We start from the raw sequence: 12,359 nt of genomic DNA, 5'->3' as shown, positions 1-12,359 counted from the left end.
TGAAATATGACTTCTGATTATCGTTGGTACTGGGCCGCGGGCTTTCTGGTGGTCATCACGCTTGTTTATTTTCTACAGCCGATTTTGTCGCCGTTTCTAATTGGTATGCTGCTTGCCTATCTGGGTGACCCATTGGTGGATAGGCTGGAGGGTCGTGGGCTGTCGCGAACCCTGGGTGTGGTGGTGGTTTTTGCGGTGGCGACCAGTGTGGTCGTGGTGGCACTGATTATCCTGATTCCGATGTTGGGACATCAGATCGCGACCTTGCGCGATAACGTGCCAGCGATGATCGATTGGTTTCATAACAGCGCGCTACCTTGGGTTGAGGCGAAGTTAGGGATTGCGGTCAGTGATTTCCGCCTCGACAGCGTGCGTGATGGCTTAAAAGACCATCTGGGGCAGACCACCAGCGTAGTGGCGGCGGTGATCGCCAAGGCGACCAAGTCAACCATGGCGTTGTTAACCCTAGCCGCGAATTTGGTGATGATCCCGGTGGTCGGCTTTTACCTGCTGCGCGACTGGGACCTGATAGTCGCGCGCTGTCGGGACATGATTCCACGTCATCATGAGCCGTTGGTGGTTAAATTGATGAACGATTGCGATGAAGTGCTGGGCGCCTTCATTCGCGGTCAGTTATTGGTGATGGGCTGCCTCGGTATCATATATTGGCTCGGCCTATGGATGGTTGGCTTGGAGCTGGCGCTGTTGATTGGCTTACTCGCTGGATTGGCGAGCATTGTTCCTTATCTTGGCTTTTTTGTCGGTATTACGGCGGCGATGATCGCGGCGGTGTTTCAGTTTGGCGATCTCTTTCACTTGGTGGCGGTGGTGGCCGTGTTCAGCATCGGTCAGATGATCGAGGGCATGCTACTCACGCCGCTGCTGGTGGGCGATCGGATTGGGCTTCACCCGGTAGCGGTGATTTTCGCTATTCTCGCCGGCGGGCAACTTTTCGGCTTTGTTGGTATCCTGCTCGCCCTGCCGCTGGCAGCCGTTATCATGGTGCTGTTGCGGCACTTCTATCAGCGCTATCGTGAGTCGATGGCTTACGGCCATGTGCCGGTAGCAGCTGATGTTAATGTAGACGTAGAGTCGGACGAGGTGGAACAGAAGTAATGGTAGGTGGGCAACCCATACAGTTACCGCTAGGCATCAAACTGCGTGACGAGGCTACTTTCGCGAATTATTTTCACGGGCCCAATCAAGCGGTGGTTGCTGCGGTGCGCGATTTTGCCGATCTGCAAAGTGAGCCTCAAGACACGTGTCTGCTTCTTTGGGGCGCTGATGGTTCAGGGCGCTCCCATCTGCTGCAGGCTGCTTGTCACGCGGTTGCCGAAGTGGATGGCTTGGCCATGTATTTGCCCTTGGATGAGCTGGCCCAAGAGCCACCCGCCCTGCTGGACGGGATGGAATCGGTAGAACTGCTCTGTCTCGATCAGCTGGATGCCATAGTGGGACGTGCAGACTGGGAAGAGGCACTCTTTCATCTGTACAACCGCTTGCGAGAGCAGGGTGGCCGTTTGTTGATTGCTGCCAGTGGGGCGCCGCGAGCGTTGGGTTTGTGTTTACCTGATTTGGCCTCACGCCTGAGCTGGGGTCTGGTATTTCAGTTACAAGCGCTGGACGACCAAGGTAAGCAAGAAGTTTTGAAGCTGCGGGCGGCGCAACGCGGGTTGCAGCTTAATGATGAGGTGGCGCGCTATATCCTGAGCCGCGGTGCACGTGGCATGGTTGAACTGTTTGCAGCATTGGAACGCCTTGATCAGGCGTCTTTGCAAGCGCAACACCGGCTGACGATTCCCTTCGTCAAACGCGAGATGGGCTGGTAGTCAGTAGTCGATCAGACGGTTTCTTCGCCTTGCAATACGCGCTGCGCCTGAAATGACCAGCGTATGAAATAAAGCGCTGCGATAAAGTAAATCACGCTGCAGCCACTCATAAACAGTCCGTAGTTCAAGCGCCCGGGCTGAAAGCAGATTAACACTCCCTGAATGAAATACAGATTGATGGCAAAGCAAAGCCACGCGTGCGTGCGCACGTGTGCTTTGAGCATGCCGGGCAGGAAAATGAGTAGCGGTAGCAGTTGCACGCCGATGATGATTGCAGGGTTGGCACCATGCATATCGGCGATCAGCAGGTTGTAGGCCAACATACCGAGGATCAAGCCAAGATAGCCGATCAGTGAAATCCAGCGGCTGACCTTGATGCGCGGCTGCAGGTAGCTCAGTTGCGGCAATAACTTCGGCGCTTTAGACACTGTCTGCACCTGCTGCCAACTGGCGAGTAATTTTGCCTACACGCTTGCCGAGGGCTATGCAGAGGTCGGTCTCGTGCTTATCCAGATTGCGCTTTCCCTGGCTGCCGGCATGATGGCTGGCGCCGTAAGGCGTTCCGCCTCCCTGGGTCTCAGTCAGTGCGGCCTCCGTATAGGGGAGCCCGACCAGCAACATGCCGTGGTGCAGTAGTGGCAACTGCATGGAAAGTAGCGTCGCTTCCTGCCCTCCATGCAGGCTGGCGGTAGAAGTAAACACCGCGCCAGGCTTGTTACACAAACTGCCAGCGAGCCAAAGGTTGCTGGTGCCATCAATGAAATACTTCATGGGAGCCGCCATGTTGCCAAAGCGGGTAGGGCTGCCGAGTATCAATGCTGCGCAGTGTTTGAGGTCGTCTTCGCTGCAATAGACGGCGCCTTCGGTTGGTACCAGCGGTAGGGTGCTGCTGGTTTCCGGTGCGACTGGGGGCACAGTGCGCAGTCTGGCTTCAAGACCCGTCTGTTCGACGCCACTAGCGATCTGCCGCGCCATCTCGGCAGTAGCGCCGTGACGGCTGTAATACAGCACCAGAACATAGGCTGATGCTGAGCTCATGCGAATAACTCCAATACTTTTTCCGGTGGACGACCAATGACTGCCTTGCCGTCGCGAACCACGATAGGGCGCTCAATAAGGCGCGGATAATCGGCCAATGTCTGTACCAATTGTGCCTCGCTCAACTCTGGGTTAGCCAGGTTCAGCTCTTTGTAAACATCTTCGCCCTTGCGCATTAGCTCACGCGCAGTCATACCGAGCAACTGCAGCAGTTCGCTCAGCTCGGCGTTAGTTAGTTGGTCGTCGATGTAACGGACTATCTCAATATCTGCGCCCTGATTTTCCAGCAACTCCAGGGCTTGGCGGGATTTGGAGCAGCGAGGGTTATGGTAGATGGTGACCTGAGACATGATTTTTCCTTGGAAAAGAGGCAGTAGAGTCGTGCCGGGTGGCCTAAGCGTATGATGGGGTTTATTCTAAGCGTTAATGTACCGGGCTGTCAGGGAGCTTGAATGCCGCGCCGACTTAATGTGTTCCTGCACTTTTGCCGCCATCTTTTGCGTCGCTTTAGTGAGGACCACTGTATCAAAAATGCGGCGGCGCTGACCTACACCACGCTGTTTGCGGTTGTTCCGGTGATGACCGTTGCTTACGCGATGCTGGCAGCGATTCCCGCATTCGACCAAGTGGGCGGGCAGGTCGAGGAGTTTATCTTCAAGAATTTTGTGCCTTCCACGGGCGCCGCTCTGCGTGAATATCTGGGTGAGTTTTCCAATCAAGCCAGGCAGCTAACGGGTGTTGGCGTTGCCTTGCTGATGGTGACGGCGCTGATGATGCTCGTCAATATCGAAAAAGCCTTCAATGCTATTTGGCGCATTCGTCAGCCACGCCGAGGACTGACTAGCTTCCTGCTTTATTGGGCGGTACTGAGTTTGGGCCCGCTACTGCTGGGGGCGGGTTTCGTTGTTAGTACCTACCTGGCTTCGATGTCTTTCCTGCGTGAGGGGGCGGTGCTGGCGTTTGCTTGGCAGGCGGTGCTTTATTGGTTGCCGCTGCTATTAAGTGTGGCTGCCTTTACCTTGATCTTTGTTGCGGTGCCAAATACACGTGTGCCGCTGCGCCACGGCCTGATCGGTGGGGTATTTGTGGCGCTGTTGTTTGAAGGCGCCAAGGCCTGCTTTGCCCTCTACGTCAAACTATTCCCCGGTTATCAGTTGATCTATGGTGCCTTTGCCGCGGTCCCCATCTTTCTGCTGTGGATCTATATCAGTTGGATGATCATTCTGTTGGGCGCTGAAGTAGTCAGTAACATGGGCAGTGGCTCTGCCTGGCGACGGCCGGAACATCCGTGGATGATCAACTTGCTGGTTGTGCTACGGGTTTTTCTGCAGGCCCAGCGTAAAGGCCAGCAAGTGGATTTGGTGCGCGTCAATGACACCGGTTGGATGCTGCATGAAGAGCAATGGATACGGCTTACCGAATGGCTTGAAGTTGAACAGATCATCACGCGCACTCAACAAGGCAGCTATGTGCTATGTCGCGATCTGGGAACGCTGGAGTTGTCAGCGCTTCTGGAGCGTATGCCGGAGCCGATATTAACCAGTGAACAATTGCCGGCGGCGGTGATTGGCGCTGGGGAATGGTTTCCGGCGTTTAGTGAAGCTTTGGCCGAGGCTGATGAACAGCGCCGCAAAGCTCTGCATGGCAGCGTGAAGCACTGGCTGATCGATCCTCAACCGGTAACAACTGTGCCGGAAAATGCGACAGAGCAGGTGTCTTGATGATGTTTATTCGGCGGGCTTGGTGGGTGCCTATACTACTTCTGCTGTTGTCGGCTTGCGGTTCACCGCAGTGGTTGGATCAACACGGTGATAGCGTTAAGCGTGATGCGTTGAATGGGCATCGAGTCGTGGTCAATTACTGGGCGCAATGGTGCGCGCCCTGTCGCGCAGAGCTACCAGAGTTGAATCGTTTGTCTAAAAATTTTCCTGAGGCGCGCATAATCGGCATCGATTTTGACGGCGCCACCGGCGACGCTTTGCTGGCAGCCAGTGAAGAAATGGGTATTGAGTTTGCCGTTCTTGGCCAGGATTTTGCTGCTGATATGGGGTTGGAAAAACCGAAAGTTTTGCCCACTACTTACATTCTTGATGAGCAGGGCGAGGTACTGCAAACTTTGCATGGACCGCAGAGCTACGAAGATATTGCCGCGCTACTGAAATAATTTTGCGATTAATCTGGAGAGGTCTAAATGAGCGCGATATGTATGCAGGTAAAGGTTTCCGGCAAGGTGCAAGGCGTTGGTTTTCGCCAGGCAGCGGTGCAGCAGGCTACCAAACTATCGATCGATGGCTGGGTCCGTAATGAAGACGATGGCACCGTGTCTGCTCTGCTTTGTGGTAACACCGAGGCGGTCGAGGCAATGCTGGCTTGGCTCGGCAAGGGGCCGTCGAGCGCGCAGGTGGGAGGTCTGGCTGCGAGTAGCTGTGCTTGGCAAGATATTGCGGGTTTCGTGCAATTATGAATCCTGCTTAATTCGTCTGGCCTGTCATATCAGATATGCGCTTAAAGGCAGGCGGGTGCTGTTTATTCGTTGACGTACCAGTAGGTATACCAGTAGTCGAGTACCTTATCGGGGTAGCGACTGCTGCCCAAGCTGCCGTTGTAACGTGCAAGAGCTCGGCGCAGGTTGCCATGCTCTTTGTCGAGATAGAACTTGAGAATGGCGCAGCCATAACGCAGGTTAGTCGCGAGGTCTATGAGGTTGTCTTCGGGCCTGCCCAGTTCTGCTTTCCAAAATGGCATTATCTGCATCACGCCCTGCGCGCCCACACTGGATAGCGCGTACCGATCAAACAGGCTTTCGGTGTGCATGACCGCGATAACCAGGTCCGGTTTGAGCTTGGCTTGCCGTGCTTCCTGATGAACCAAGCGCAATAGTGTGAGTCTTTCGCTCTCATCCTTGATGAAAGGTGCTAGCCGAGTCGACATGTCCAACAGCCACACCTCAGCATCGAACCGGTCATTAAAGCTCTCGGCTTGAGCTATGGTGCGCATCAATTCCGCTTTGAGCTCGGGGTCAACTTGCTCGTTGGCTAATGCCGGCATGGCACTGAGTAGCGCAAAATAGAAGATCACAATCCGTGTGAGCATTAGCTATTACTCGCTTGGTGTCGCTTCGCCCAACGCCTGAATGAAGTCACCCTGCAGTTGAGGGTCACCGGTGGTCAGCAGAATCAGCATGTTCTCCAGCTGGCTCGCTTCTTCGTTGAGACCCAGAGCGGTGAGCCGCTGCACGCGATGCACCCATTGGTTTACGTCATCCTCTTCGAGGTTGTCGTAAATTAGCTGCTCTGCTTCCTGCAGCTTGCCGCGCAGATCACGGTCAACCAGCAGCGTGGCTTCGGTTTGAACGCCGGGGCCAGCGCTGGCGCTCAGATTAATTACCCGCACTTCGTCGAAATCCAACCCTACAAACTCTTCATCCAGCAGGTTCAGGCGCAGTTGGCCGTCCTGGTCGGTTTGTCGGCTGACCTGAACATTACCCACCACCAGACTGACCAACTGATTGGCCCAGGGCAAGCTCTGGAACTGGTCCTGTTGATCCAGTTGATTGCCAGTGGCATCGAACTGGGTAAGCGTGAACAAACGGCTTTCGGTTACCTTGACGCTGCGATGCGGTGTATCAAGCACCCGCGGCTCGCCTGCGTCGATGGTCAGGCTGTGGCTAACCAGCTCCCGTTCGATGCGACCACTAGCCGGCTCGTTGCCGGCAGGCTGGTTAGCACAGGCTTGCAGCAGCGCCAGTGCGGCGCCAGCCCAAGCCAGTCGGGCATATTTCATAGTGCTGTTGGCCATCTCCATCAAGCTTTCTGCAACCTGGCAAGCAGGTGATCCAGCATCGCATCTGCAGCAACCGTGGTCGCCTCCTGATCACGGCGGAATTTGTATTCCAGTTGGCCGTCCGCCAGCCCGCGATCGCTAATGACAACGCGATGCGGAATGCCAATCAGGTCCATGTCGGCGAACTTAACGCCGGGGGATACTTTCTTGTCGCGGTCATCCAGTAGTACCTCTACACCGGCTTTAAGCAGTCCGTCATACAGCGCCTGAGTGGCTTGCTGTACCGCTTCGGAGCTTTCCAGCTTCATCGGGATCAGGGCGACCTGGAAAGGTGCTAGTGCATCGGGCCACAGGATGCCGCGTTCGTCGTAATTCTGCTCAATGGCTGCGGCAACTACACGGGAAACGCCTATGCCGTAGCAACCCATATCCAGGGTGGCGGTTTTACCTTGCTCGTTAAGTACGGTGCAGTTCATTGCCTGACTGTACTTTTGACCCAATTGGAAGATGTGGCCGACTTCGATGCCGCGCTTGATGATCAGCGTACCGTCGCCGTCTGGGCTGGTATCGCCTTCGATTACGTTGCGCAGGTCGGCAACCTCGTCAAACTGGGCATCGCGCTTCCAGTTGACGCCGGTGTAATGCTTGCCATCCTGGTTAGCGCCACAGACAAAGTCGGCAAGATATGCGGCGCTATGGTCGGCGATGACTTTGATATCCAGGCCGACGGGGCCGATAGAGCCGGGTTTGCAGCCAATGGCCGCCACTATTTGGCTTTCGGCGGCTAAGGTCAGCGGCGCTTTAATGGCGGGATGATTTTCAGCCTTGATTTCGTTTAACTCATGATCACCGCGCAAAACCAGAGCGACCAACCCTTGAGGCTTCTTTTCTTCTTCAGCGGCCAGCACAATCAAGGTTTTCACTGATTGGTTAGCGGGCAGTTTCAGAAAGTTGCTGACGGCTTCAATGGTGAATTGATCCGGAGTATCGACCAGCACTTTTTGTTGGCTGGGGGCAGGGCGCTCACCCTGCGGCAACTGCGCCGTCGCTTTTTCCATATTCGCGGCGTAGTTGCCACTGTCGGAGAACACGATGGCATCTTCGCCTGACTCGGCAAGCACATGAAACTCATGTGAGCCTTCGCCACCAATGGAGCCGTTGTCAGCCACCACAGGACGGAAATCCAGACCCAGGCGGGTGAATATATTGCAGTAGGCTTGGTACATGCTGTCGTAGGTCTGCTGCAGAGATTCTTGACCGATGTGAAAGGAATAGGCGTCCTTCATCAAGAATTCCCGACCGCGCATCAGGCCAAAACGCGGGCGAATTTCGTCGCGGAATTTGGTTTGAACCTGATATAGGTTGATTGGCAGCTGCCGGTAGCTGGAAATTTCGTTGCGTACCAGATCAGTAATAACTTCTTCGTGGGTTGGGCCGACACAGAATTCGCGATCATGCCGGTCTTTAAGGCGCAATAATTCAGGGCCGTACTGTTCCCAGCGACCCGATTCCTGCCACAGTTCGGCAGGTTGAATGGCGGGCATGAGTACTTCCAGGCCGCCTGCTTTGTCCATCTCGTCGCGCACCACCGCTTCTACCTTGCGTAGAACGCGTAATCCCATCGGCAGCCAGGTATAGAGCCCGGATGCGATCTTGCGGATCATGCCGGCACGCAGCATCAACTGGTGACTGATGACGGTGGCGTCGGAAGGTGTTTCCTTCAGGGTGGAAATCAAATATTGGCTGGTACGCATGGGCGAGGCTTGTCCTGGAATTGCGGGCAGATATGGCCGGTATTGTACGATTGTGCCGAGGTGGCGTACAGCCTGCCCGGCAGACTTGATTGGAAGGGGGGCTAATAATAAAAAACCCGGCCGAAGCCGGGTTTTTTATACAGCCTGGTTGCTTAGAGCAAGTTCCAGGTGTAACCAACGATCAGACGGTTCTCGTCGACGTCACCGCCGTCCAGTGCCGCGTCCTGACGGACTGTAGCATTACGCCAGCGAACGTTTAGGCCTTCCAGTGTGCCGTTCTGTACGGTGTACTTCAGCTCGCTGTCACGTTCCCAGCGAGAGTCGCGCTGAGTGCCAGTGGATACGGTATCGATGTCGGTACCGGTGATGTAACGAGTCATGAAGCTCAAGCCGGGAATACCCAGGCCTTCGAAGTCATAATCGTAACGAGCTTGATAAGACTTCTCGTCCTTGGCATTGAAATCCAGATACTGGATAGAGTTGGCCAGGAAGATGTCGCCGTCGGTGTAGTAGTAACCCGCGTCACCGTCCATCTGTTGGTAAGCAACGCCGAAGGCGTGGTGACCAGCACCCAGGGTAAATGCTAAGGAAGCAGCTTGGTTGTCAACTTCTTGACCGTCAGCATTGTTTTCGTCGCTGGTGTCGTAGAAAGCGAAGTTGGTGTTCAGGCTCAAAGCGTCGCTAAGCGGGAGAGTCCAGTCAGCACCGACGAAATAACGATCATAGAAGTCTTCAGCTTCAGCGCCGTACAGGGTAGCGCTGAGGTTGTCAGTGAACGTGTAAGTACCGCCTAAGTAGGTCAGGTCTTCGTCTTCGCGGATGGCGCCGTCAGTCTCGCTGGCGCTGTTCATTTCGCTACGGTCAGTCAGGCGACCGGCTTCAACGAACAGGCCGTCGATTGAATTGTTGGTGATGCTGTAACCTTGATAATGGCTTGGCAGCAAACGCGCGTCGTCGTACGCCGCAACCGGGTTTTCCGGGTAATGCACGCCGTAACGCAGAATGGTGTCATCCAGGATAGCCATTTTTGCAGCACCGCGAATTTCAGAGTATTCGGCTGGTGCGCTGCCGTCCGCTTCGCGTGGCAGCAAGCCTGTGCCGGAACGACCGCGGCCGCTGTCCAGCTTGATGCCCATTGAGGCAACAACATCAGCGCCAAAGCCGATTGGGCCTTGCGTGAAGCCAGACTCAAAGTTCATCAGCATGCTGGTGGCAGACTCTTCACGCTTGCCAACGCCATTACCATCAACGCCGTCACGGAAGTCGCGGTTGAAATAAACGGTACGGTTGTACAGGGTGGCTGAAGCGCCTTCAACGAAGCCTTCGCCTTCTGCCATTACGTTGCCCGCCAGCATGCCGTTACCAGCTGCTACCGCGAGTGCAAGAGAACTCCACTTAACTGCGTTTTTCATTGATGTGCTCCTAGAGAAAAAAACTTCGAGGCTCTTATAGGCCCAGTATTCAGGTTTTCACATTACATTAAAGCATCAAAGTATAGTATGCGAAAGCAAGCGCTTGAAAAACAGTACCTTGTCGACCTGATTTTATAAAGCATCGAGCGCGTGTTATCGAGTTTTTTGTTCGTTTTTGTGAACGGGCTGTAGCTAATGACGGTGTTTAGTGAGCTTTTGTGTGATTTTTGATACGCATTCACAAGTAGTTCATCGACTTATGGGAGTTTGCCGATGTTTGAGTTGCATCCTCAGTTGGATAAAGATTGCCTGGTCTTGGGCGATTTTCCGTTGTGCAGGCTTTTGTTAAACAATGATTCTCACTATCCATGGTTTATTCTGGTACCGCGGCGGGAGCAAATAACAGAGGTATTTGAACTCGACGAACAAGACCAGTTGCAACTGCATCGAGAGTCGCTTCATCTGTCGCGAGTTCTGCATGATGTATTCCGTGCGGATAAGTTAAATGTGGCTGCGTTAGGTAATATGGTCAGTCAGTTACACGTGCATCATATAGTGCGTTATCGAGAAGATGCAGCGTGGCCTGCACCGGTTTGGGGCAAGTTCTCCGCGACGGCCTACGAGCCTGCAGAGGTGCTGAAGTTGCTCGAACCGTTACGTTTGAGGCTTGCGGAAGGATTTAAGTTTGCGGAGTTGATTTTATGAGCACGGAAGAGTCACGCGTATTGCAAGCGCGATTGGATGAGCTTGAAACGCGCCTGGCGTTTCAAGACGACACTATTCAAAGTCTTAATGACGCCTTGGGGCAGCAGCAAATAGCATTGGATAGGATGCGTCGATCACTTGAGTTGGTTGCCAAGCGTCAGACGGATATGGCCTCTATGATGCCTGGCGACACTGAAGATGATCAGCCACCGCCACATTATTAAGGATCTGCTGGGCGGTTGCGGGGGGAGGGGCTAATTAAGTTGCTGCGGAAAATGACGCACTAGGATGGTGCGTAGATAAAGCGAAAGGTTGCCGAGCTGACCACTCGACAACCTCAATTGCTGCGTTTAGTTGATGATGTCAACCTGTTCAGCCTGCAGACCTTTCTCCCGTTCAGCGACGACATAGCTGACACGCTGGCCTTCCTGCAAAAAGCGATGACCTTCGCCTTGAATGGCGCGGAAGTGCACGAAGATGTCGGAGCCTGAGTCGCGTGAGATAAAGCCAAAACCCTTGTTCGTATTGAACCACTTCACGGTACCGCTTTCCCGTTTTTCGCCTTTGCTGGCTTTTGCGGGTTTTGGTGTTTTGATTTTGGGTTGTTTCGGGGCTGCTGCACGACGGCGTGCGAGCAAAGTGTTTAGTTCACAGCCCAAAACTAGCAAGGTGTGTAGGCAGACGCCCACGATGCTCATGCTGAGTGCCCAGATTGCGATGGTGGCGATACGGCTATCGATCAGCAACGCGCTGAAAGGAATACATGCAGCGATGATCAACAGCGCGGAACCTAGCATGGCGATAGCGCCGGGCAGGCCGTTGGTAGCGTGGTCACGCTGATTATATTGTTGCAGGTTGATCAAGCCGGTCAGTAGGGCGAGTAACCCCAGGTGATTGATCGGGCTGCTTTCGGTCAGGAAGGGAATAACGCTGTAGAGGCCGGCAAGAAGCGCCGCGAGACCAATGGTTAAATGCAGGTAACGAAGAATTTTCAAAATGTTCACCCTGAATACATAGATGGTAGTGCTGCGAAGTTAATGGAGCGGCCGGATAGTTGGTTTAGCCGCGCCGCACTCTAACCTGAAATCAGCTTTGCCACCAAGGTATATCAGGGGGCGCTGGCGGCTCCTGCCGCCAGCATGTAGTGCTCAGCTCTCGAGCAAGCTGCGGAGCATCCAAGCGGTTTTCTCATGGGTCTGCATGCGCTGTGTGAGCAGGTCAGCAGTGGGCTCATCATGAGTTTCGTCACAGATAGGGAAGATGCTGCGAGATGTGCGCACGCAGGCTTCGTGACCTTCTACCAGGAGCTTGATCATTTCCTTGGCTTCGGGCACGCCGTCTTCCTCTTTAATGGAACTCAGCTCTACAAACTGCTTGTAAGTGCCGGGCGCCGGAAAGCCAAGTGTACGGATGCGTTCAGCGATATCATCTACCGCCAGTGCTAGCTCGTTATAGTGAGTCTCAAACATCAGGTGTAGGGTCTGAAACATCGGCCCTTTTACATTCCAATGGAAATTATGAGTCTTCAGATAAAGCGTATAGGTATCAGCCAGCAGGTGTGACAGTCCGTCCGCGATTTTTCCGCGGTCTGCTTCGGTAATGCCGATATCGATTTTCATCATGGCTCCTTGCGTTGTTTAACAGATGTTTTGACTCATTTTCTGAGTCGCCGTGCCCCTTTCTCTAGTGCTGAGCTTGGCACGGTTAAATGCATGTGGTCTCAAACTTGGATCAGCAAAGTGTGCTTCAGTTCCGATAACCGCAGACATTTTATTTTGACGCTGAGATGAGGTCGGCCGCTTTAGTCGGCCTCCTCGCGCTCGCTGGCATGCGCTTGA

General features: G+C 54.2%; 16 protein-coding genes. 7 read left to right on the top strand and 9 right to left on the bottom strand.

Annotated elements, in window-relative coordinates:
* Positions 1-6 precede the first annotated feature (6 nt).
* Together AC1XYH_RS11440 and hda are read left to right on the top strand one after the other, a co-directional pair.
* Positions 7-1,116: an AI-2E family transporter gene (locus tag AC1XYH_RS11440; protein ID WP_483323307.1), complete on the top strand. Its 1,110-nt coding sequence runs from the start codon at positions 7-9 to the stop codon at positions 1,114-1,116.
* Positions 1,116-1,829 carry a DnaA regulatory inactivator Hda gene (gene hda, locus AC1XYH_RS11435; protein ID WP_483323306.1) on the top strand — a complete coding sequence of 238 codons (714 nt, stop codon included), beginning with the start codon at positions 1,116-1,118 and terminating at the stop codon, positions 1,827-1,829. The genes AC1XYH_RS11440 and hda overlap by 1 nt, the downstream gene beginning before the upstream one ends.
* Positions 1,830-1,840: 11 nt before the next feature.
* Here the strand turns inward: hda and AC1XYH_RS11430 are convergent, their stop codons facing one another.
* From AC1XYH_RS11430 to arsC, 3 genes are read right to left on the bottom strand one after another with little or no spacing between them, the layout of a single operon-like run.
* A complete protein-coding gene (locus AC1XYH_RS11430) occupies positions 1,841-2,257 on the bottom strand; it encodes a DUF2069 domain-containing protein (protein ID WP_483323305.1) in 417 nt (138 codons plus the stop codon).
* Positions 2,250-2,867 carry an NAD(P)H:quinone oxidoreductase gene (wrbA, locus tag AC1XYH_RS11425; RefSeq protein WP_483323304.1) on the bottom strand — a complete coding sequence of 206 codons (618 nt, stop codon included), beginning with the start codon at positions 2,865-2,867 and terminating at the stop codon, positions 2,250-2,252. Before wrbA ends, AC1XYH_RS11430 begins: the two co-directional genes overlap by 8 nt.
* Positions 2,864-3,217, bottom strand: a complete 354-nt coding sequence (gene arsC, locus AC1XYH_RS11420; RefSeq protein ID WP_483323303.1) for an arsenate reductase (glutaredoxin) — start codon at positions 3,215-3,217, stop codon at positions 2,864-2,866. Before arsC ends, wrbA begins: the two co-directional genes overlap by 4 nt.
* 102 nt (positions 3,218-3,319) lie before the next feature.
* On the opposite strand from arsC, the gene AC1XYH_RS11415 reads away from it, so the two are divergent.
* The 3 genes from AC1XYH_RS11415 to AC1XYH_RS11405 are packed head-to-tail and all read left to right on the top strand — an operon-like array spanning position 3,320 to position 5,331.
* Positions 3,320-4,588, top strand: a complete 1,269-nt coding sequence (locus AC1XYH_RS11415) for a YihY family inner membrane protein (protein ID WP_483323302.1) — start codon at positions 3,320-3,322, stop codon at positions 4,586-4,588.
* A 26-nt stretch (positions 4,589-4,614) separates the two neighbouring features.
* Positions 4,615-5,031 (top strand): TlpA family protein disulfide reductase, encoded by a 417-nt coding sequence (locus tag AC1XYH_RS11410; protein WP_483323301.1) that lies wholly within the window; start codon positions 4,615-4,617, stop codon positions 5,029-5,031.
* Between the two features lie 27 nt (positions 5,032-5,058).
* The gene (locus AC1XYH_RS11405) at positions 5,059-5,331 is read left to right on the top strand and encodes an acylphosphatase (RefSeq protein ID WP_483323300.1); all 273 of its coding nucleotides are present in this window, start codon (positions 5,059-5,061) and stop codon (positions 5,329-5,331) included.
* 62 nt (positions 5,332-5,393) lie between these two features.
* Here the strand turns inward: AC1XYH_RS11405 and AC1XYH_RS11400 are convergent, their stop codons facing one another.
* The 4 genes from AC1XYH_RS11400 to AC1XYH_RS11385 form a co-directional block, all read right to left on the bottom strand.
* Positions 5,394-5,960 (bottom strand): lytic transglycosylase domain-containing protein, encoded by a 567-nt coding sequence (locus AC1XYH_RS11400; protein WP_483323299.1) that lies wholly within the window; start codon positions 5,958-5,960, stop codon positions 5,394-5,396.
* A gap of 6 nt (positions 5,961-5,966) precedes the next feature.
* The gene (locus tag AC1XYH_RS11395) at positions 5,967-6,665 is read right to left on the bottom strand and encodes a hypothetical protein (protein ID WP_483323298.1); all 699 of its coding nucleotides are present in this window, start codon (positions 6,663-6,665) and stop codon (positions 5,967-5,969) included.
* Between the two features lie 5 nt (positions 6,666-6,670).
* On the bottom strand, positions 6,671-8,404 hold the full coding sequence (locus AC1XYH_RS11390; RefSeq protein ID WP_483323297.1) for a proline--tRNA ligase: 1,734 nt from the start codon (positions 8,402-8,404) through the stop codon (positions 6,671-6,673).
* Positions 8,405-8,556: 152 nt separating this feature from the next.
* Positions 8,557-9,816, bottom strand: coding sequence for an OprD family porin (locus tag AC1XYH_RS11385; RefSeq protein WP_483323296.1), 1,260 nt, complete (start codon positions 9,814-9,816; stop codon positions 8,557-8,559).
* A 273-nt stretch (positions 9,817-10,089) separates the two neighbouring features.
* Here AC1XYH_RS11385 and AC1XYH_RS11380 point away from each other — a divergent pair, with 273 nt between their 5' ends.
* Positions 10,090-10,521 carry an HIT domain-containing protein gene (locus AC1XYH_RS11380; RefSeq protein WP_483323295.1) on the top strand — a complete coding sequence of 144 codons (432 nt, stop codon included), beginning with the start codon at positions 10,090-10,092 and terminating at the stop codon, positions 10,519-10,521.
* Complete coding sequence (locus tag AC1XYH_RS11375; RefSeq protein WP_483323294.1) at positions 10,518-10,745, top strand: SlyX family protein; 228 nt, start codon at positions 10,518-10,520, stop codon at positions 10,743-10,745. The genes AC1XYH_RS11380 and AC1XYH_RS11375 overlap by 4 nt, the downstream gene beginning before the upstream one ends.
* Positions 10,746-10,871: 126 nt before the next feature.
* On the opposite strand, the gene AC1XYH_RS11370 is transcribed toward AC1XYH_RS11375, so the two are convergent.
* Positions 10,872-11,510: a cold-shock protein gene (locus tag AC1XYH_RS11370; RefSeq protein WP_483326366.1), complete on the bottom strand. Its 639-nt coding sequence runs from the start codon at positions 11,508-11,510 to the stop codon at positions 10,872-10,874.
* A gap of 159 nt (positions 11,511-11,669) precedes the next feature.
* Complete coding sequence (locus AC1XYH_RS11365; RefSeq protein ID WP_483326365.1) at positions 11,670-12,140, bottom strand: Dps family protein; 471 nt, start codon at positions 12,138-12,140, stop codon at positions 11,670-11,672.
* Between the last annotated feature and the right edge of the window lie 219 nt (positions 12,141-12,359).

The organism is Pseudomonas sp. GW-45 (assembly GCF_056896675.1).
The sequence above is the reverse complement of the archived record's forward strand: the minus strand, read 5'-3'. Positions and strand labels throughout refer to the sequence as shown.